At 47.6% G+C, this 21,488-nt stretch carries 20 protein-coding genes and 1 other annotated feature; of the genes, 5 read left to right on the top strand and 15 right to left on the bottom strand.

Annotated features, from left to right (window positions below):
• Positions 1-122: 122 nt before the first annotated feature.
• The 6 genes from ACUN27_RS23670 to ACUN27_RS23695 form a co-directional block, all read right to left on the bottom strand.
• Complete coding sequence (locus tag ACUN27_RS23670) at positions 123-410, bottom strand: ferredoxin family protein (RefSeq protein WP_315949102.1); 288 nt, start codon at positions 408-410, stop codon at positions 123-125.
• Positions 407-1,717 (bottom strand): FAD-dependent oxidoreductase, encoded by a 1,311-nt coding sequence (locus ACUN27_RS23675; protein ID WP_181646549.1) that lies wholly within the window; start codon positions 1,715-1,717, stop codon positions 407-409. Before ACUN27_RS23675 ends, ACUN27_RS23670 begins: the two co-directional genes overlap by 4 nt.
• On the bottom strand, positions 1,714-2,826 hold the full coding sequence (locus ACUN27_RS23680; RefSeq protein ID WP_315949100.1) for an electron transfer flavoprotein subunit alpha/FixB family protein: 1,113 nt from the start codon (positions 2,824-2,826) through the stop codon (positions 1,714-1,716). Before ACUN27_RS23680 ends, ACUN27_RS23675 begins: the two co-directional genes overlap by 4 nt.
• Positions 2,827-2,894: 68 nt before the next feature.
• Entirely contained in the window at positions 2,895-3,728 is an 834-nt protein-coding gene (locus tag ACUN27_RS23685; RefSeq protein ID WP_445559664.1) for an electron transfer flavoprotein subunit beta/FixA family protein, read from the bottom strand.
• Positions 3,729-4,279: 551 nt separating this feature from the next.
• A complete protein-coding gene (locus ACUN27_RS23690; RefSeq protein ID WP_315949097.1) occupies positions 4,280-4,705 on the bottom strand; it encodes a GNAT family N-acetyltransferase in 426 nt (141 codons plus the stop codon).
• Between the two features lie 40 nt (positions 4,706-4,745).
• Positions 4,746-5,396, bottom strand: a complete 651-nt coding sequence (locus ACUN27_RS23695) for an HAD family hydrolase (RefSeq protein WP_315949096.1) — start codon at positions 5,394-5,396, stop codon at positions 4,746-4,748.
• Positions 5,397-5,547: 151 nt separating this feature from the next.
• On the opposite strand from ACUN27_RS23695, the gene ACUN27_RS23700 reads away from it, so the two are divergent.
• Positions 5,548-6,666 (top strand): MHYT domain-containing protein, encoded by a 1,119-nt coding sequence (locus ACUN27_RS23700; RefSeq protein WP_315949095.1) that lies wholly within the window; start codon positions 5,548-5,550, stop codon positions 6,664-6,666.
• 70 nt (positions 6,667-6,736) lie between these two features.
• Here ACUN27_RS23700 and ACUN27_RS23705 read toward each other — a convergent pair whose 3' ends face one another.
• A complete protein-coding gene (locus ACUN27_RS23705) occupies positions 6,737-8,071 on the bottom strand; it encodes an MFS transporter (protein WP_315949094.1) in 1,335 nt (444 codons plus the stop codon).
• A gap of 205 nt (positions 8,072-8,276) precedes the next feature.
• On the opposite strand from ACUN27_RS23705, the gene ACUN27_RS23710 reads away from it, so the two are divergent.
• Positions 8,277-9,041: a sulfite exporter TauE/SafE family protein gene (locus ACUN27_RS23710; protein WP_315949093.1), complete on the top strand. Its 765-nt coding sequence runs from the start codon at positions 8,277-8,279 to the stop codon at positions 9,039-9,041.
• A gap of 69 nt (positions 9,042-9,110) precedes the next feature.
• On the opposite strand, the gene ACUN27_RS23715 is transcribed toward ACUN27_RS23710, so the two are convergent.
• A complete protein-coding gene (locus ACUN27_RS23715; protein WP_315949092.1) occupies positions 9,111-9,854 on the bottom strand; it encodes an ABC transporter permease in 744 nt (247 codons plus the stop codon).
• Between the two features lie 2 nt (positions 9,855-9,856).
• Positions 9,857-10,552, bottom strand: coding sequence for an ABC transporter ATP-binding protein (locus ACUN27_RS23720; RefSeq protein ID WP_315949091.1), 696 nt, complete (start codon positions 10,550-10,552; stop codon positions 9,857-9,859).
• Between the two features lie 192 nt (positions 10,553-10,744).
• On the opposite strand from ACUN27_RS23720, the gene panD reads away from it, so the two are divergent.
• From panD to ACUN27_RS23735, 3 genes are all read left to right on the top strand, one after another.
• Positions 10,745-11,146 (top strand): aspartate 1-decarboxylase, encoded by a 402-nt coding sequence (panD, locus tag ACUN27_RS23725; protein ID WP_326061905.1) that lies wholly within the window; start codon positions 10,745-10,747, stop codon positions 11,144-11,146.
• Positions 11,139-11,873 carry a YheC/YheD family protein gene (locus tag ACUN27_RS23730; RefSeq protein ID WP_315949089.1) on the top strand — a complete coding sequence of 245 codons (735 nt, stop codon included), beginning with the start codon at positions 11,139-11,141 and terminating at the stop codon, positions 11,871-11,873. The genes panD and ACUN27_RS23730 overlap by 8 nt, the downstream gene beginning before the upstream one ends.
• Positions 11,874-12,003: 130 nt before the next feature.
• The gene (locus ACUN27_RS23735; RefSeq protein ID WP_326061906.1) at positions 12,004-13,215 is read left to right on the top strand and encodes a threonine synthase; all 1,212 of its coding nucleotides are present in this window, start codon (positions 12,004-12,006) and stop codon (positions 13,213-13,215) included.
• Positions 13,216-13,272: 57 nt separating this feature from the next.
• Here ACUN27_RS23735 and ACUN27_RS23740 read toward each other — a convergent pair whose 3' ends face one another.
• The 6 genes from ACUN27_RS23740 to ACUN27_RS23765 all read right to left on the bottom strand — a co-directional run bounded on the left by ACUN27_RS23740 (position 13,273) and on the right by ACUN27_RS23765 (position 21,488).
• Positions 13,273-13,905, bottom strand: coding sequence for a hypothetical protein (locus ACUN27_RS23740; protein ID WP_127449537.1), 633 nt, complete (start codon positions 13,903-13,905; stop codon positions 13,273-13,275).
• Positions 13,906-13,995: 90 nt separating this feature from the next.
• Positions 13,996-14,145 carry a hypothetical protein gene (locus ACUN27_RS23745; protein WP_315949087.1) on the bottom strand — a complete coding sequence of 50 codons (150 nt, stop codon included), beginning with the start codon at positions 14,143-14,145 and terminating at the stop codon, positions 13,996-13,998.
• Between the two features lie 17 nt (positions 14,146-14,162).
• Positions 14,163-16,049, bottom strand: coding sequence for an arginine--tRNA ligase (locus ACUN27_RS23750; protein WP_326061907.1), 1,887 nt, complete (start codon positions 16,047-16,049; stop codon positions 14,163-14,165).
• A 54-nt stretch (positions 16,050-16,103) separates the two neighbouring features.
• Positions 16,104-16,324 (bottom strand) — a binding site (T-box leader).
• A 48-nt stretch (positions 16,325-16,372) separates the two neighbouring features.
• Positions 16,373-17,254: an EamA family transporter gene (locus ACUN27_RS23755; protein WP_326061908.1), complete on the bottom strand. Its 882-nt coding sequence runs from the start codon at positions 17,252-17,254 to the stop codon at positions 16,373-16,375.
• 59 nt (positions 17,255-17,313) lie between these two features.
• Complete coding sequence (locus ACUN27_RS23760; protein WP_326061909.1) at positions 17,314-19,548, bottom strand: GDYXXLXY domain-containing protein; 2,235 nt, start codon at positions 19,546-19,548, stop codon at positions 17,314-17,316.
• Between the two features lie 170 nt (positions 19,549-19,718).
• On the bottom strand, positions 19,719-21,488 hold the full coding sequence (locus ACUN27_RS23765) for a methyl-accepting chemotaxis protein (RefSeq protein ID WP_326061910.1): 1,770 nt from the start codon (positions 21,486-21,488) through the stop codon (positions 19,719-19,721).

Below are 21,488 nucleotides of genomic sequence, written 5' to 3' on the forward strand. Positions count from 1 at the left end.
TCCGCACTATGGAGATTGTACACTTACATATGGAGAAATGTAGTTTTGCTATAGTATTCCCTAATCGCAGAAAAAAGGAGCAAGGGCTCAAAAGCCCTGCTCCCTTCCATAAATCCTTCCATTTAGCCGTATTTATACGTCATGCCGTACCCACCTTTGGGGTAAACCCAATCAATGTTGTGCGACGGACAGGCAATTCGGCAGGTTCCGCATTCAATGCAGTTCTCAAAGGCGACAGTCGTAATCTTGAGTTTCTTTTCCCATTCATACACATCAGACGGACAAAAGTAGTTGCAATCCTTGGTCACACAACTCAAGCAAGTTTGTTTGTCTTTAATGACGAGGTGTGACTTGTCGTCGCATTTATAACGGATCGTAAACAGCTTATCGGAAATGTCGCTTTGACTCATCCGTTCATCGCCCTCCATCCCTTGTAGCCCAGCTTCATCAAGTTCACAGTGCCGCCTGCCGCGTTTTTAATCAGCTTCATGGCCATTTTCTGCTTATCCGCTTTGGCAATGCCATCTACCAGGAACATGTTGTAAGCAGCTTCATTCAGTGCTCTTGGCAGCTTATCAAACAGAAGTTCAGGGTCCTGCTCCTTCAGGAACTGATGCATGCCCTTATACTTTTGCAAATCTTTGTGCACAAAGGATTCGCGTATTTTTTGATCGTAGGCCTGCAGCGAAGCGGCGGTGTAATCTCCGCGCCCTTTGGCCTCCACAATGGCCTCGCCTGCCAACCGGCCGGAAGTCATCGCCAAATTCGTACCTTCCCGATGGACGAAATTGATGAGCTGCGCAGCATCCCCGCAGACGCACCAGCCGTTGCCCGAGAGCGGAGGAATGGAGTGAAAGCCGCCTTCCGGAATCAAATGCCCGGAGTACTCTTTCGTTTCTCCCCCTTGTATCAGCTTGCGAATCATAGGATGCTGTTTAACCGCGTCTAGAACGGCATAGGGCTTCACTTTTTTATCGCGCAAATGGTTGACCATCACGCCCACACCTAAGGAAATCGTGTCTTTGTTCGTATAAAGGAAACCCATCCCCGCCATGCCAAGTGAAGTTTCGCCCATAAATTCAATCGTCACACCCTCGTCGCCTTCCAGCCCGAAGCGGTCCTCGATTTTCTCTTTGGGCAGCGCAATCACTTCTTTCACGGCAAGCGACACTTGGTCCGGCGTCCATTCCTTATGAATGCCCATAGCTTTTCCGAGCAAAGAATTGACGCCATCGGCAATCACGACAACGTCGGCATACAAATCGCCGTCATCCCGATCCGTTTTAACCCCAACAACCTTATCGCCTTCACGAATGACATCCAGCGCAACGGTTTCATACACAGGGATGGCTCCGGCGGCAACCGCTTTATCGGCAAACCATTGATCAAATTTGACTCGCAGACCGGTGAAACAGTTGTAAGGCTCTTTGTACGCCTCATTTCGGTGACCGAACGTGACCATCGATTCTTTGCCCATCATCCAAATGCGCTGCTCCACAATGTACCGTTCCATCGGAAAGTTCTTCTCTTTCCAAAACTCGGGAACGAGCTCCTCAATTTGCTTCCGGTAGAGGACGCCGCCGAAAATGTTTTTGGCACCGGGAAACTCCCCCCGTTCCAGAAGTACAACAGATAACCCGGCTCGCGCCATGGTTAGCGCTGCTGCAGCACCGGCTGGACCCCCGCCAACGACGATCGCATCAAACTTTTCATTCATTTGGCCTCACTCCTTTCCAGCGTTGGTACGGAAGCGGTTGTATCGGCAGCGGGTTTGCCAAACAGCGTACGGCGTTTTTTCACCTCTTGTGTTATCGCCGGAACCAGTTTAAACAGATCGCCTACCATCCCGTAGTGGGCAAATTGGAAAATAGGCGCCTTCTCGTCTTTGTTAATGGCGACGACAACGTCCGCGTTGCTCATGCCGACAGTATGCTGCACAGCGCCAGAGATGCCGATGGCGAAGTACAGCTTCGGCCGCACGGTCGCACCGGTCTGCCCAACCTGGTGCTCATGCCCGATCCAGCCCGCATCCACCGCCGCGCGGGATGCGCCAACGACACCGCCGAGCGCCTCCGCCAGCTCGGCGAGCAGCCCGAAGGGCTCAGGGCCGCCTAGTCCGCGGCCCCCGGCCACAATAATCTCGGCGTCCTCGAGATTCAGCTTGCCCGTTTCGTGCAGGAAGTCCAGCACCTGTGCGGCAATCTCTTCCTCCCGCATCGCCGCCTCGATGGCGATGATTTCGCCTTGGCGCGCCGTGTCCTTCGGCAGCGCCTGAAACACCCCGGCCCGCGCCGTCGCCATCTGCGGCCGGTACTGCTTACAGAGGATGGTGGCCATCATCTTCTCGGAAAAAGCCGGCCGGCTGGCCAGCAGCAGCCGCGACGGAGGCGGCTCCACGTCGAGCTGCGTCGTGTCGGCCGTCAGACCCGTCGGCAGGTGCGTCGCGATGGCGCCTGCCAGATCTCGGCCCGTTGCTGTCGCGCCGAACAGCACGATCTCGGGCTTCGCCTCCTCGATCAGCTTCAAACAGACCCGGCTGTAGGGCCGGGTTCGGTACGTGCGAAGCTCTGGCGCTTCGCAGAGGTACACCCGGTCCGCGCCGTAGTGCACGGCTTCATCGGCGAGGTGCGCTACATCTTCGCCGATGACGAGCGCCATGAGCGGCGCGTCCAGCTTCGCTGCCAGCTTCTTGCCTTCGCCCAGCAGCTGCCATGACACTTTTTTCGCTACTCCGTCCCGCTGCTCCACAACGATTAATACTCCCCGATAAGCGGACCAATCGGGCATTCCCGCTTCGGCCTGCTCCGTCGTTTGTTCATTGGCCATAGTGACTTCCTCCATTCGTTACATGTTCCTTACAGTTCACTTTGCTCTTGCATCTCTTCCGGTTTTCCCTAAGCCCATTCAAGCAGCGTCTGCATTTCCTTGCTCATCAGTTGATCAGCGAGCTGCGCAGCCGCCGCTTCCGGCGATTCATAGGCGATCATATTGGTTTTAACAGCCTTCACTTCAGGCACCCATGTCTTTGCAACGATTGTCGGGGAGCCTTTGAGACCGATTTTCGCCCGTTCCAAATCTGGAAAATCCGCAGTCGTCCACACAGTCGGCTTGTAACGCGCGGCTCGAATCATGCCTGGCAGCGATGCCCTTCGAACCTTGTTCAGCTCCTTCAGCGCTGTAATCAATACAGGCATGCTTGTCTCAACCACTTCAATACCGTCTTCCAAAAGTCGGTGCACGCGAACTTTGCGATTTTGTTCATCGACATCCACCACTTTGTTCACATACGTGAGCTGCTCCAAATCCAATCGGCAAGCGACCCCTGGCCCGACCTGACCCGTGTCGCCATCCAGTGTTTGTTTCCCGCAAAAAACAATATCCACCGGCCCCCACGTCTCGGCGATTTTACGAATCGTCCGTGCCACGACATAGGAAGTAGCCAGCGTGTCCGCTCCAGCAAAACCGCGGTCCGTTACGAGGACGGCATCATCGGCGCCAAGCGAAATGCACTCCTTCAGGCCTTTCTCAGCGGGAGGCGGTCCCATGGTCACAACGGTCACTCTTGCCCCGGTTTCATCTTTGATGCGAAGCGCCTCTTCCAGCCCATGCATATCGTAAAAATTCACAATGCTGGGAACGCCTTGACGAATTAACGTGTTATTTTTCGGGTCAATGCGAATTTCTCTAGAGTCAGGTACCTGCTTGATACACACTACGATATGCAGCATTTCTGCACCCTCCTGTTTCTTTCGGAATCTTGTATGACACTGTTTGACAAAACACCCGCAATGCTTGTCATCATTGTGAAAATCGTCACTTAAATGACATGTGGAAATCGCTTTCATCACTAGCCAAATAACACAACAGCCTACAACAATATATGCAAAATGCTATCTAACATGACATTTACTTTTGGCTTGGGCTCTTATCCCTGTGTTACTGAATCCCTGTGAGAACTTGGTGCCGCGAAGTGAGAGTATTTGTTCGGTGAATGGTTGATCCATGAGCTGCCTTAGGACTTAGCTTACATAAATGGAAAATCTACCGTTATTCACGGCATCATCGTCGCAGTGTAACGAAGTAGCTGCAGAAACTCCAGCTAAATCGCGATAAATACACGAAATCTGCCAGCTTTCTCGGAATTAAGACATAAATTCCAGCTAATTGGAAAACGGAGGATCAACTGTGGAGAATAGCAGGAGAAATCGGCGTTAAAATGAAGTTACCGCACAAAAAAAGGCCGGCCAGGATTCATCCTGACCAACCTTTTCAGCTATCGCTATTCATCTTCCGGTTCAATCTCATACGTGCATAAAAACCGCTCAACACCAGGGTATTTCTCGCCAAGACTGCGAATCACGAAGCCGATGCTCCGGTAAAATTGAACGGTTTCCTCATCCGTCTCCGCCACGATTCTAACAGGGTGCATCTCTTCAATGATTTCGAGAATGATGCCCCGCCCGAATCCGGCTCCTCTGCTATGAGGTTCAACCGCCAGATGTTGAATCGTCATTTCCTGCTCATCATTGATTCGAAACCCGATAATGCCGACAAGTATGCCTTCTGATTCATACCCGTAAAGCCACATATTCGAATCCGTTTCATATCTTTTAATCGTCTCCTCCAATACATCTGGATCAGGAAAGACGCTGTAGCTGAGCAGTTCCTGTATAAGATTCTCTTGAAGGCGGGACTTTACATCCATTAACACTTACGATCACTTCTTTCTCTTGTTCATCTGTAATCTATACATAATCTAACAGACTTAACAGCTTGTCAATCTGAGCTGCTGGTTTAACGCCTTTTTCCACTATCAACGGCACGCCACTGCCATAACTTATAAAAGGAATTCTTGCTTCCCTAGCGGCTTGGCCGTCAATCCAAGAATCACCGACAGAAATCCAATTATTCGCTGCAATTGCCGGAAAATGTCTCAACACAAACAAGTTTCCTGAGGGAGACGGTTTCATCGCATCCATCTGTTCCCTTCCGACAATCAAATCAAATCGCTCTTTGATTCCCGTGATTTCCAACGCTTTGATAGCGGCTGCGTAAGAGTTATTGGTCACAAGCGCAAGCGTATAAGTTCCCTGAAGCTTATCCAAAAGCTCCTGCGCATCCGGCTCAAGACCCGCCCCCTCCATGCCTTGAAGCTCAAATCCCTCAGCAATCTGCAAGGCGGCTGCCAATACTTCATCCGATGCACCCGCTTCTTTGACATGGGCAAGAATGGTTGAAGTAGTATGCGAGTCAATCGCAAACTCCCGCGATAATAGCCCCTCTTGAATTAAAAAACGGGCAACTGCCTGTTTCATCGCTGGAAAATCAATATGTGATTGAAGAAGGGTATTATCCATATCAAAAATAATGCCACGAATCGCGTTCTCTTTGTTCACCAGCGCTTCCTTCTCCCTATATCAAGATTTAGTGTATTTCGACACTATTCGATTTTAATTAACATTAACCGCTATATACACGTCACTGACTGACAACTATAATAAAACCACCACAGACTGGCACACCATCAATCTATGAGAGGAATCGGATATGCATCTTGCAGAAGCTCATCCCTATAGTTTGTACCTCATTTTTCTAGCATTCGTCGTTGTTCTGTTAGCTTCTTGTACTAGTCTGAAATTGACCCAAAGAATTGCCGACTCCAGTCCCTGGCAGCAAAAATTATGGATTCTAAGCAGTGCTTCAACCTTAGCGCTAGGCATCTGGTCCATGCATTTTATCGCGATATTGGCCTGTCCCTATCTGGCAGTTAAGAGTTTCGATATGTCAACCTTATTTACATCTCTGGCTATCGCTGTAATTGGCTCCATCACCGGCTTTACGGTTATGTACTTCGCCGCACTCGAATTTCCGAAATTTCTACTCGGCGGCACATTTATGGGATTGTCGATAGCCGGCATGCATTTCATGAATATGAGCGCCCTCAATCAAGTGGAAATTCGCTATGCGCCTCTTCCATTTATCCTTACTATACTAATAGCTATCATAGCATCCATATCAGCTTTATATCTATCCAACTACGCTAAGCAAAAAGCAATCGTCACCAGTGGATTTGTCCTCAGCTTAATCCTGACTGGTATGCATTACCTCGGGATGTCTGCGGCGAAAATAACATATTCAGATAGCAGCCTGCTTACTGAACATTATCGTACGAGCATGGACAGTTATGTTCTCGCCTTGTTAATTGCTTTTGGAACGATCATTTTTCTCTCCATCAACTTGTTTTATTCCATGAAAATCGATCAGAAGGTTGCCGAACAATTTGCTCTGAAAGCTTCTTTACTGGATATAAGCATCGACTGCATCATGGTGTTTAACAGCCGAGGGTGGATCATCGATTGTAATCCGGCAACATCCGCTGCATTCGGTTATACCCGCAAACAAGCTTTGACGTTAACCGTCTTTGATTTTCTATTTCCTTTTGATCGAAATGGCGAAGCCGCCGCTTCTTTGTTTCAGCAGTTATCACGGCAAGATGCCGCTTTGCTCGGCAAGCGAATGGAAATGGCGGCCTACCGTGCAGACCGTTCCGAATTTCCAGCTGAGATCACCATCACCGGCTTCCAATTCAAAGGCAAGATGATGTTTGCAGCAACAATTCGGGACATAACGAATCAGAAGCGTTCAGCTTCAGCTTCTGCTTCCTGACTCATCCTTACCAACACGAAGAACCTGAGGGACTACCTCAGGCTCTTCGGTCATTCTCGTTATTCCCGGCTTAAGCCGCCTGTTTGGACGTGGATTGAATCATAAATGGGATGAACATGGAGATTAAGCAGACAATGAAGCCAAAGACGAACATACCATGGAAGCCGATGTAAAAAGCAGTCGCTTTCGTCAATATCGCCCCCATGATGGTCACGCTCACTGCCGTGCCAATATTACGGGCGAACAGCTGCAGTGAAGTAGATATCCCTTTCTGGTGCGCCTCAACAAGCTGCTGCGAACCAATCGTTGAAACCGTAAAGATAAGCCCATAGGCAAGTCCGAGCATCGTCATCGTCGCAAATGAGTACCAATAAGCTGTTTTTTCCCCCATAAAATAAAGCATGATTGCCGTTACCAAGAGCAAACCGTTCCCAATGATCAGCAGCGGTTTGTAACCATATTTAAGCACCCATTTCCCGCTTGGAACAGCAACCACCATCCAACCAATGGACGTACCAAGCAGAGCAATCCCACTCACAAATAGCGAATAACCTTGATTTTGCAAATATAGCGGTATAAAACTTGAAGTCCCGAATAGCGCTGCGCAGGAGATGAACGAGACCGCAATCATAATGGCCACAGGCCGATTTCGAAGCAGGTTCAAAGGAACAATCGGCGCGCTATGCCTTTTCTCATAGAAGAAAAAGGCCACCATACATACTACGCCTAATACCCCGTAAATAGCTTTGTATTGCTCAACCGTTGTCGTGAGGAGCAGCAGCGAGATCCCCAAGGCGAACAGCACGGCCCCGCCGTAATCCACCACAGATTTCTTCGCTTGATAGACTTCTTTATACGGCTTCAAAGCTAGTAGCGAGACCAAACAAATCGGAATATTAACGAAGAATATCCATCGCCAGCTCAAATAAGTCACAAAAAATGTCCCTAATAACGGTGCTAATACAGCCGCCAGCCCCCACATCGCTGTGAAAAAGGCCTGCACTTTCCCACGCTGCTCCACGGGATATATATCTCCTGCAATGATCGCTGGAAACGGCATCATCACGCCTGCGCCAATCCCTTGGATGGCTCTAAACAGGATCAACTGGAGCATGCTCTGGGATAAACCGCAAAGAACAGACCCTCCAAGAAATAAAAGGATGCCTGCGGCATAGATCTTTTTCCGACCAAATAAATCGGATAACCGGCCTGCTAGCGGAGCAAGTACGGTAGAGAGTACCATATACGAGGTAAATGCCCAGGCGAACAGGTCACTACCGCCAATTTCCTTCACAATGATCGGCATCGTCGTATTGGCTATGGTCGCATCCATAGACGCCACTAGCATCGCAAGTACGATGCTGACCATAACCGTCGTTCGATTGCTTCGGTTACTACTCATCATTTTTCTTATGTACCTCCTTATGCTGTCTTCTTAGTCACATCCATATATTGTAACTGATTCGCTATCTAATGAATAGCGTGATTAGAGATTTGGTTGCTATGGCTCGAAACTACTGCCTGCAAAAAAATTCTTTACATATGGCTAATGCATATAATAAAATTAATCCAATTGAAATAGTGGGTAATTGAACAGGGGACATGACTACATGACTTTGAGTATTTTGTTTATGGGTGTAATTGTTGGTTTTTTGGTTGGATTAACCGGTGTTGGCGGAGCTTCGCTGCTCACCCCCATCTTGATCCTAATCGGTATTCATCCTTCTATTGCCGTCGGAACAGACCTGCTTTATAATTCCATCACGAAGCTTTTCGGCACCATTCAGCATTGGCGGCAGAAAACGATTGATTTTAAGCTCGTCAAAATGTTAGCTATGGGCAGCATTCCCGGCGTCATCGTCGCGGTAATCTTCCTGAAATTGTTCAACTCGTTTTATAATAATCAAGAAGTCATTATTAAACACGCGCTCGGCTACGTCTTGATTCTGGTTGCCTTTGCCACCTTGTTCAAAGTTTTCTTCGGCCATAAGATCAAAGAAAACCGTTGGCAGCTCAAAAGCTTGGAAGAGAAACGCGGTCTGACCATCACCATCGGCGCGGTTCTTGGATTCATCGTAGGCATAACCTCCATCGGTTCCGGCTCCTTATATGCCATTGCCATGCTTTACTTCTTCCGCATGGCTCCAGCACAACTTGTCGGAACAGATATCGCACATGCATTTTTTCTGGCAACGACAGCAGGTATTTTGCACGCCAGCATGGGGAATGTCAATTACACACTCGTTATCAACCTTCTACTTGGCTCAATTCCTGGCGTACTAATCGGCAGCATGCTAGCCACCAAGGCTCCGACCAACGTCCTGCGGACGATTATTGCCAGCCTGGTATTAATTAGTGGCCTTAAATTAATATGAGAATACAGGAAGCGCCCGAATGGATTCGGACGCTTTTTTCATTGGGATTCCCCGGGAAATAACCTTTCCTTACTTTAACGTCATCTCTTTGGTAAACCATAATTTGTAGCTCAAAATACTTAAAATAATTCCTGTCATTGCTGCCGAAGCCGTGAACGCAAACAAAATCAAAATTTGATACCTCACCGCTTCAATTGGACTCGAACCTGCAATAATCATGCCTGTCATCATTCCGGGTAACTGAACTAATCCAACCGTCTTCATCCCGTCAATCGTAGGAATCATACTAGCCTTAACAGAACGCTGAAGTGCTTGTTGGATGGCCTGTTTCGGTGTTGCTCCCAATGCAAGAAGGGCATCAATCATGTCGCGGGAGGACCCTACTTCACGATTCATCTGGTTCAAAAACAGACCGCAGACAATCATGGAACTTCCAATTGTCATCCCGCTTATAGGAATGATGAATTGCGTCGTTGGTTTGATAATTTGGAGGCCGAGCATCAATCCCATCGTTAGAATTTCCGTTATGGCAATTGCTGCTGCTATTCGCCAATGGATTCCTTTTAACCCTTTTGCTCGTTTCCCCGCATTTTGTGTAGCTATCATGATCATTACCGCAATAATTCCTATAATAAGTCCCAAATGTTCGGTTTGGAAAACAAAATGAAGCACGTAGCCTATGAATAGAAGCTGTAAAGCACCACGAATGGTTCCCCATGCAATGTCTTTTTCAAGCCCCAGTTTTTGCCATCTGGATAAAACCATCGTAATCATGATAAAAGTTAGCGTAAAGCCCAAAGCAACTGCTGACATAATTACTCCACTCCCCCTTGATCAAGGGAAAAAGAAGTTAACTCGTCCTTTTTCACTGTTTCTGATAAGTCCCCATTCTCCAAATACCAAAACCGATTGGCCACTCGCTCAGCCTGCTCCTGCTCATGGGTCACCCAAACAAGCGCCGTTCCCCTTTCTTCTTTCCATCTCATCAGCATCGACTCCACCGCTTGCTTGCTCTGGGCATCCAGCGCTGAGGTCGCTTCATCGAGTAAAAGAATATCCGATCCCAATAACAGGGAACGAACAAGCTGAACCCGTTGTTTTTGTCCGCCGGACAACTCCGCAGGATTCTGAGACCAGCTAAGGTCCCCCAGCCCAACCTCATCCATTAATCTCTTTGCCAGAGGCTGATCAAACTTGCGCTGATGGAGCTTGCTCACCAAAGCTAAATTGTCTTCCACGGTCTTCGGCAGCATGGCCGGTTGTTGAGGCACATAGCATACCCGTTTCCGCCATTCGCATGGTCCCCAGCTGTCAACAGGACGTCCAAGCAAGGATATACGACCACTCTGAATGGTGTCTAATGCGGCTAAAACCCGTAATAACGTACTCTTCCCTTGCCCGGATGGCCCCTGGATCGCTATAACATCTTTTGGCCTTACAACCACACTGATTTGTTTAAAAAGTGGAGTTCCCCCTCCGTTTGGATGGTTCTTATGTACATTTTCAATCACGAAAAAAGGCTGCAGAATGGCTCACTCCCTAGATGATTTAGCACTTAAGATAACTAAATTATATCACAGCTACCATTTCACGGTGGCATGAACCCATTTTTTTCACAAACAGGCGCTGGCCTACACAAGATGACTTGCCCTATTCATACGTTGTGATGAACACCCAATGTGATGATAAAGGAGCTACTGCATATGCAGCGACTAATGTGTAAAGGTAAAATCCACCGCGCTACGGTAACGGAAGCTGATCTGAATTACGTCGGAAGCATTACCATAGATGCTTTGTTAATGCGTAAAGCGAACATTTTACCCTATGAAATGGTTCAGGTTACCAGCCTACGCAACGCCACAAGATGGAAAACATACGCAATCCCTGCGACAGAAGGCTGCGGAAAAATCGGACTGAACGGTCCGCCCGCTCATCTTTTCCAACCCGGAGATCTTGTCATCATTTTGAGTATGGGTTTGATGAATGAAGCTGAAATTGCCTCCTTAAAGCCCCAGGTTGTATTTGTAGATGGAGAGAATCAGGTTATCAGGGTCGAGGAGCATGACGTCATCATCCAAGAGCAAGAAGTGAAGTCCTATGAGTAAACTCAGCACCAGTAAGTGGACGAAATACAAGCTGCTCCGCAAATCGGAGAAGCTCCGCGTGAACCTCCCTGAAACCGAATGGCTGAAAGAATCCAGCTTCTGGCGACTTCTGAACAAATACGAACAAGTTATTATTAAGCCTACAGGCAGCTATGGCGGACATGGCGTCATTCGAATAAAAAAATCGGGAAATTCCGAATACGAACTCCAAGACGGGGCGAAAAAGAAACGATTTACCAATCAAGATCAAGTAAACGCCTTTCTCAAAAAGAAAAACGGCAAAAATTTCATTGTCCAGCAGCGCATTTCACTTGCTACCGTTAACGGGCGGCCTTTTGATCTCCGTGTGATGGTGCAGCGACACCCCCATTCGAAGTGGCAAGTAACCGGTAAGCTGGCCAAAGTCGCCGGTGCCGGTTTTATCGTGACGAATATCCGTATGAGCAGCGGCAAAGTTGTATCTGTGGAACATGCTCTCAAACACTCTCAGCTAAAATCCATGCGATCCGCCGATCTGCTGGCACAGCTTGATAAAGTCGCACTTAAGAGCGCTGCCACACTTGGACCCTCCTACCGGTGGGTAAAAACGATGGGCATCGACATGGCTTTTGACAAAGCGGGGCATGTTTGGATCATTGAGGTCAACTATGCGCCGATGCTGGAACTGTTTTTGAAACTAAAAGATAAGTCGCTCTTCCGCAGAATCAAGTCATTTCACAAAAAATAAACACATGCAAGAGACACAAGCCGTCTCCATCTTCTCCCGGCTGTAATAATCTACATTAGAGTTTGCAGACGCGAATTCATGCTAACTAACCATTCGTTTTCCCGCTGAAAACGGCGAGGAGGCCCAGAGAATGAAACAATTGGGGCTTTATTGCTCACGATGTTCGGCAAAGCTCCCTTTCCGCTATCAAGACATGAAATGTACTTGCGGCGGCACGTTATTGGTCGATTACGACTTGGAGCACTTGAGCAAATCAATGAAGAAGGAAGCATTACAGACTCGCTACCCATCCATGTGGAGATACAACGAACTGCTTCCGGTGAGCAACCCGGATTGTATCATCACGTTAGGCGAAGGCTGGACCCCGCTAGTTCGCTTACAGAATTGGGAACAAAAGCTGCCCGTTAGGCAGCTATGGATTAAACGCGAAGAACAGAACCCGACGGGAAGCTTCAAATCACGAGGATTTTCCGTCGCCGTTTCACTCCTGAAAGAATCGGGAGCAACCCGTGCGGCGGTTCCTTCCAATGGCAATGCCGCTGGCGCACTCGCTGCCTATGCGAGCCATGCCGGGATTAAGACTTCGGTATTCATCCCTTTGGATTGCCCACCGCTCATTGTAGAGGAGTGTCCACTCTATGGGGCGGAAACCTTTCTTGTGGATGGCTTAATTCATGATGCCGCAGCGATTATTGAAACCGGCAAGCAGGAGCAAGGCTGGGTAAATGTCGGCACTTTGAAGGAACCTGGGCGCGTAGAGGGCAAAAAAACAATGGGACTTGAGCTCGCCGAGCAGCTCGGATGGACGTTTCCCGACGTTATTATCTATCCGACCGGCGGAGGCTCCGGAATTATTGGCATGTGGAAAGCCTATCATGAGCTCAAAGCACTTGGTTGGGTTGACGGACCCATGCCACGGTTCGTTTGCGTGCAGGAAGAAGGCTGCCAACCCATCGTCGACGGCCTGCTGCCGCAAGCTGCAAGAGGTCAAGCCGGAGCAGGCCAAAAGCCTAGTCCGACAGGTATGCGAGTGCCCCAGCCGCCTGATTTGCCTCTGATCTTAGCGATCGTTAAGGAAAGCGGCGGTACAGCGCTCGCCTTATCCAAGAGCCAGATCGCCGATGCCACACGTGCTTTAGGCGCTCAAGGCATTTCTTCATCGCCAGAAGGTTCTGCAACCTGGGCAGGCTTAATCGAGCTTTGTGACAGTGGCTGGCTGCGTCAAACAGACTCTGTCGTGCTGTTTAACACTTCGCATGCCATGAAATATACGCAATTGGAAACTATATCCTCCGTTCCAAGGATAAGGAGCTATGCGGATTATAAGTCGCTTGGGCGTTAAACAAGAAAAACCGTCAGGAAAGAATTGCTCCTGACGGTTCTTTTATGTTTAGCGAAACTAAGCTTGACCTAAATTATTTTCCTCATACAAACGGTACATCGCTTGAATCAGAGGCTCAGCCGGATCACGGTTCAATAAGAATAAAGTCATTAAATATTGCAACGGAAGGGCGCAAGTGTTGTTCCCGTCTTGCACTGCAACGAAGCCGGCTTCCAGAACCGGACCATGCTCTTCATGAAGCTCTAAATCAACATAAATCTTTTGATCAGGGAATTCTTCACGAACAGCTGATGCGCAGTAAGGAACAATATGTTTATCCAGAAGTTCTTTTGCTTGGTCTTCCGTTTGCGGCGGATTAGGCAGCGGATGATTCTCCGGGCTTCTCAGCAAGTCCACAAAGAAGGAAGAAAGCCAGAGTCCGGCGTTTGGATTGGTTTGGAAGTTTCTCATAATTTCATTGAGGAAAAATCCACATGATGTGAACTTCTCATCTTTTTTAAGTGTAAAAGCAAACATCGGGCCATACGTTGGGTTATTTCCGATTTGTCCCTCGACTTCATATTCGGGAAATTGCGCCTTCATAACTTCGTTTATGTGCTGAAACCAAGTCATAATGATCTGGGCCTGTTCTTGTTCCAAATCTTGTGCGTTATTTTCTTCGGTTTGTGTTTCGATCTCTTTTTCTGTCATTGTGGTAAAAGCCTCCTGAATCATTCATATTGGCACGAATATCCCTATTGTACCGCATTTAATCCAGATCAGAAAGCTATTGTTGCATTTTTAAGGACGAATGCGGACGACGCCAACCTCAGAAGCGTTTACCGAGATCGAGTTCCCGCCTTGACCAATGGTTGCGCTCGCAGATTGTCTGACTCTCACTTTTGTTTTTCCGCTGCTGTAGCTCGATTTTTTGTTTGTTTTACGCTGCATTCATCACCACCCCCTCTTTATAGTCGCTTAGGAGTCGGCATACCAAGCAATTCAAGCGCTTCATGAAGGGTAGCTTTCACCGTTTGTGTGATCCACAAGCGGTGGGAAATACTCGCTTCGCTCCCTTTTAAAACCGGACATGCGCTATAAAAATGATTGAACAGAGAGGCTAATTCAAACGCATAATGACAAATCAAACTAGGAGCCAACTGTGCAGTGGCATTCTCCAAAGTTTCCGGCCAGTAAGCGATATGCCTCAGCAGCTGGTACTCCTGATCTTCCAGAAGGGGTCCATGGAACGTGGCCGCTATAGCTTGCAGACGTTCGTCCGCCTTCGCTTTATCCAAAATACGGTTCGCTCTGGCGTAGGCATAAAGCAAATAAACGCCTGTATTCCCAGTCACCTCAGTCGCCTGCTCGAGATCAAAAATCACTTCGGTTTGCAGCTGATATTTCAGCAAATAGTAACGGATCGCAGCCGCGGCGATGGATCTGCTGGAGATTCCCGCTTTTCTTGATCGTTTGGCATCGATCACTTTCTCCATGCGATCAAGCAGGTCTGCGACTTTAATGCCAATGCCTTGACGACCTGACATCGCGTAGGAACTTTTGCCTTCGGAAGTATCCAGACCAAGCCCTGCCGCTGTATCGGGACTTAAAGAAACAACACCGTAGCTTACATGCTTGAGTTGACTGGCCTGCTGCTGATAACCAAGCACTTCAAGTGCCAACTTTACCATCTCTTGCGGATACTGCTGACGGTAGTCAATGACATTAATGACCATATCTGCGCGCCCGATCGTTTTCTTACTTCCTTGGGCAGCCGTTGACCATAAGCCATCCTCCCATTTTTTATACACAAAATCATTTTCCAGCAGTCCGAATTTCCACAGGTGATACGCGATATCCTTTGCAGTGTAGGTGAGAATGCCATTTGAACGAACAAGCACTTTATCCCCTTGAAAATCCTGGTTGTCCGCTGGGGTTTCTCCTCCTTCTTCTAGGTTCTTCAGTACCCAACAGCCTGCCAGTTTCCCCTCCGTCACCTTATGAAACATCTCCGTTTGGCTCAGCAGCTCAAAGGTGGTATCCCAAAAACCTGCACGAACAATGCTGCTTTCCCAAACCAGCACGTCATAGGAAATGCCGAATTGTTTCATTTCATCCAACTGCTCACGCACAATTCGCTCCGCAACCAAAGCACCCATCCACGCAAGATTCGATGTCCCGCTTTCAATGGCATGAAGAACCACAGAACGCTGCTCGGCTAACGCCGGCTGATCTTTATAGGCCTGATTCACCTTAGCATAGGTTTCCCAACAAAAATCTCCGAATCGCGGAAAACTCCCCTCGGTTTGCGTATGAAGAATGCCTACCACCGTATCGGCTAATTGATTCCCAAGGTCATCAATATAATTATGAACCTCCACTTCATACCCGGCATGCGAGAGCATACGCGACAAAGAGTCACCGATACAGGAATTTCTCAAGTGACCGACATGCGCGGCTTTATTAGGATTGATGGAGGTATGTTCCACCAACACCTTGCTTTGTTTGCTACGGCTGGTGCGCTTCGTTGGAGCTTGATATTCCCCACTAGCCCAAGCATCCCAGTTGATATAAAAATTCAGAAAGCCGGGTGCAACAGCAGCTACTTTACTAAACAAACCTTGAACAAGCCCGTTCTGTTCGATGCGGCTTTGAAGCTCCCCGGCGATCTGCAAGGGGGACTTTCGCAATATTTTAGCCAAAAGCATAGCAATGTTGGAGCTGTAATCTCCATGTTCCGGGTGCGCCGGATGCTCGGTGAAAATTTTTAAAGTAGCTGGACGCTGTGTACCGGATTCCTGAAACATGGCTTCGACGTGCTGCTCAATTTCAACGGTTAATAGCTGCTGAATCATCGTATTTTCCTCCCAAATGACCTCTTTTACATGCAAAAAAGCCCCCGTCTCTAAATAAGAGACGAGAGCTGTTCATTCCCGCGGTACCACTCTAAGTGTTAAATCTACAGATTTAACCCCTCCAACGATAACGGCTTATGCCGGATCTCCCTACTGCTCATTTCGGAAGACCATTTCCCAGGTCCGTTTCGTTCCTGACATTCGTACCGGTTCCCACCAATTCCGGCTCGCTGCGACTGTCCGACAAGAACTACTGTCCTGTTCATCAATGTTACATATCAAGTTATGAATTGACTGAATATTACTTTAATATGCTGAAGTTGTCAAGAGGCAACTAACTTCATCATTAAGATGCCAATAAACGCTAAGGCCAATCCAGACTGTTCCATCTTTGAAAATTTATCCTTCATGACAAAACGCGTGTACAAAAGAACGATCAGTACATTCAATGCAACAACAGCTGAAACTAGGCCTGCCTTGCCATGATCAAATCCATGAAGGATGAAAATCATGCCGACCACATTCGTAATGCCCACGATCATGCCAAATAGAAAAGTCCGTCGTTCCGTCCAGCCTGTGGTGGCTGCCACTTTAACCTGTGCATGATGATGATTACCTTGCTTCTGATCTCGCAACCACCACAAACCAAAGCAAACGGTTCCAGTAGCAAACATACAGAATAACGTTGGAAACAACGGGGCCGCTACCAAGGTCGTCCACTTGCTGGATAAGTCATTGGCGGCAAATAGAATCAATGCCAGTGCTCCCCAGCCGGCGCCTTGCAAATTTTTGAGCGTAATATCATTGGAGTAACGCACGACCAAAATCCCGATAACAATAATGACAAAGGCTAGAAACTGCATGATGTTAAGTCGTTCATCCCAAATCAGATATGCAACGAATACCACAACAACGGAAGGCAGACCGGTGAGAATCGCGACCAACGACGCTTTCCCTACGGCAAAACCTTTGAACATGCTGGCATTGGCCCCGAAGGAAAACAGTCCCATTTGAACGCCAATCAGCGCATGCACGGTCCAAGCTTGATGTAAAAGAAGGGCGCAGCTGCCGCTAATTAACGCCCCCATGAAAAATGTGCCGCATAGCAGCACATTCCGGTTTAATGATTGCTGGCTGGACCAGTGATACAGAATGCCTCGCAGCCCGAAACTGAAAGCCGCAAGTACGGAATACATGAGCCACATCCGAACAGCTACCCCTCTCTTTTGCTTGCAAAGATCGGGTAATTTTACCACATTAATCTTTATTGAACAACACTTTGTTGCAGCACAAGGCGCTCAAGAATGGCATCACCACTTGCAGATACTTTCACTTCCGCAAACTTGGCATTTTGTTCGTAGGTACGGCCCGTTCCTTCCGGAATGAAATAATTTTCAATGCCGTATTCAATCCGCTCGTACCCTTGCAGGGTACCGTTCATGCGGACCTCTCCCGGGGCGAGTTCTTCCCCTTTCGTATAGACACGTTTGAATTCGTATACGTCTGTAGCTGTGTTCGGAGCGAGTACGACAGATATTTTTTTCTTAGATCTCAAATCACCGTTCTTCATATCGGAAATAGGCGGCTCAGAAATCGTGTAGCGCAAACGTACGTAATCCCCTTGAATAAGCGAACGCGGGTCCAAAGGTTCAAGCTGGAGCTTGATGAGCTGTCCATGGGAGAGCAGCCACTCACTTTTGCCAATTTGTATCGACATAGCTGCGATCTGTAGCACCACCAGCACGGCAATAAGGAGCCTATTTGCCTTAACGTTTGCCCCAGCAGCCGTTTCGGGTTCAGCAGCTTCAAGGCGATGTCTTTTTTCATACCAAACGGTAAAGATCAGAATCAAGATCCCAATCATAGCGAACGTAATCGATTTGTGCAGCAGCTTCCAGGCTAAATCGTAATATTTGTACACGAGGAAAGCTGTCCAGAATCCCATCGACCAAGCGAATATCCAACGGCTATGCAGCTGCCTGCTAACGACTAAGGCAATCACAACTAGAACAAAGAACAGGGCGTTGGTGACATAATACCAAGCAGATTCGGTCATGAAAGTTAACACAAACAATGTGAAAAGAAATGATGGATAGCTGCTATAGAGCACCGGCTGCCTAACTGCAGCATTCGGGATGACCTGCCCGCCTGCAAACAGGACGAATAATAAACCAGATATCACTGACAAAATGACAATACTATTATCGAACCAATTGGTTAGTATCGCAGCTGTGATTAAAATTGCTGCAAGTAAGAAAAAAATCCGATGCACCATACCGGCAATGTAGATAAACGCGGCGATTGTAAGCGCTAAGAAAGCGAATAGAACTGGGACATTTTCTGCAAACACAGCCGCTCCCGCTCCAAGAAGCAGTCCGCTGATGAGTATGGTGTACCTCACTAGCGCATTTAACTTTTTCAAAAAGATCATGCATGTCACAACGACAAGTCCAAAACCCATTAACACATTCTCAGGGTTTTCAAATCCCAGCACCAACGTAACAATCCCGATTACCGTCAGGCTGCCTAGCAGCGATCCGATAATAACGACGGAAACCGTGAGAACACGCACAACCCATTTGGTAAAATCCCCTTCCGATTTGGCTCCCTCTCCTGCCTCACCTTCGAGTCCATCATTCATTGGCTTCTCGGCAGGCTGCCATGCCCGGATAAATGACATGAACTTCACATTTGCCCCGATGAATACAATGACAAACAGCAAACTTATGATGAAAAAAAGTTCATTATAATGGCGAACGATGAGTTCAATGTATTTAAACGTAATCGTGGCTGAAATCCATAAGCCTGAGAACAACAGATAGGCTTTGTTGCGCATTTTATGGGAATACCATACCGCTGCAGCAAGAACGGCAATCAGGGGCAGATTCATGAACACCCCATAATCTTCGAATGCGTATGAATTTGAAAGCATGAGCAGTATACCTATTGCCGCTTGAAATGAAATCCATTTCAAAAAGGACGAGTTTAACTTCCCACGCTCTGTTAGCAGATAGAGAATACCATTCACAATAGCTAATCCTACCCAGATTGCGATTTGGACGCCTTCCGAATCAGATCTTCCTTGCCCTTGCGGGAAAAAGTAAAAGCAATAAGCCAAATGTCCAAGAATATACGACAGGATGTAAAAGGGCTGCCACCTCGTCCATATGGCAAAAAGAAAGGCCGGAATAAACCAGATCGCAAACAACGTGTAGCTGTCAGCATGAGAGTTGTAGGTTTGACCAATGAGCCCTGCTCCTACACCAAAGGAAACGCAGCTTGCAAACAAGCTAAGCCTGCTTAGAAATTGCCGACCCGCTTGATGGGAAAGCCAAACCGATAATCCATAGAAGCCTAGAATAAGCAAAAAGGCGGGCGCAAACTTTTCCCAGCGGTTTAATTGCTCCCAGTTGGTTGCGAAGAAATATACAATGGCCGTTAGCAAGGAACTCGCTCCCAGTACATAGCCTAATTGAATCGTAATCCATTTCGAATTCATGATGCATAACCCCCTCTCGTCTTAATTCTCATTGTACTTGAGTTATACGTTTTGAGAAGTACTAACTATTCCTAGTACCCCATCATTAGCCTAGCTAATCATTCATTAGCTTATGTGCTTAAACACAAAAAAACTAGCCAGAAGCTGGCTAGTCAACTTTTAACCATGATTCACTGCTCAGATAGCTTGAAGCTTTTCACCGACTTTTGCAGCTCAACCGCCATCTCCGCTAATTGGCGAATCGCCGATGTAATCTCTTCGATCGAAGCGCTTTGCTCTTGCGCAGCGGCTGCAACTTCTTCATACCCGGCAGACTGATCTTCGGTAATGCCCGAAATTTTGTGCATCACTCGGGAGATGATCTCGAAAGATCGCACGGCTCTCTCCAGCGTATTCAACAAATGATCAGTCCGCTCGGAAAACACGGAAATACCATTGAAAATGACTTTGAAATTTTCATATGTATCATTAATCCAGGTCTGCCCTTGCTCAACAGCATGATTACCCTGGACGATGCTTTCCATGACCAGCCGGCTGTCTTTTTGAGTGCCGGACACAAGCTCCGTAATCGAGCTTGCAGCTTTCGATGACTGCTCCGCCAGCTTCTTCACCTCACCGGCAACAACGGCAAATCCTTTGCCTTGCTCGCCAACGCGAGCCGCTTCAATCGAAGCATTCAAAGCCAACAAATTCGTCTGCTGCGCAATCTCCGTAATAATGTTGATAATCGCTCCGATTTCCTTCGAACGATTTCCTAATTGAAGAGCGGCTTCATGCGACGACTTCATCTCTTGCTGAATCACATTCATCTGATGCAGCGTCTTCTCGACGAGCTGCTGACCGTCAACCGATTGCGCCCCAACTTTATGCGCCATCTCCTGCATCTCTTTGACTTCCGTCGTGACTTCCGTCAGTTCGGAGTTGATCTCAACGATGGATGACGTGCTCTCTGATATGGAACTTACAACTTCCGCTACACCGTCATACATACTGTTCATAGAAACTGCAACCAGTCCTGCACTGGAGCTTGACTCATCCGCGGATTGGTACAATTGCTCACTTGTATGAGTGATAATATGGGAGGAATCATACATCTGGCGAATAAGCGATTCCAAGTTCCTGCGCATCACATTAAATGAAGCAGCCAGTTTACCAATCTCATCGGTGCGCTCAATGGAGACTTGTTCGGTTAAGTAACCCGCAGCGACCTTCTCTGTGACATGCATGAGATGAACGACCGGTTTGGTTACGCTACGACTAATAAAGTAGGCGATCAAACTGCCAATGGCCAAAACAATAAGCGTTATGCTCAGCATCGTCCAGAACATTTCTTGATAGGTTTTGGATATAACGCTCGCATCCAAATCAATGCCAATGATGCCGACGTTTTCACCATTTTTGTTTCTGAGCGGTACAAATATCGATTTATGAATGCCATATTCATCTTTATAAATATTGCTGACCATGGGTTTATCTTGCGCTATTGCCGCATTCATTTCCGGTGTAAACGGGTATTCGGTTCCGTAATCATCGGCAACATCCGTTAAAATTACGATCTGTTCTTTCGTGGGAGTTTTGGTCAATACATACACGTTCTCCAACGTGTCATGCTTCTTGAACTCCTCGAATTGTTTTTTTATTCGCACGTAGCCTGGGTGTTTGGTGTCTGTTATATCTTCAGGTCGCTCAGGAATGACAGCTAAATAGTTGGATACGTTTTGAATATTTGACGTTAACCGCAGAACAAATTGATCCTCAAGCTTCGTCGCTAATCCTTTACTCACCCAGTATCCGGACAATGAGAATACCGAGCTGACAACTAACAACAGCACAACAATGCTGAGCGTCATTTTTACGGCAATATGTTCACGGATCCAGTTTACTGCATTCATATTGAAAAGTTTCCCTCTATCTGTCAGAGCTTGCTTTTGCGTAACCAC

The sequence above is a fragment of the Paenibacillus sp. WC2504 genome (assembly GCF_052682475.1).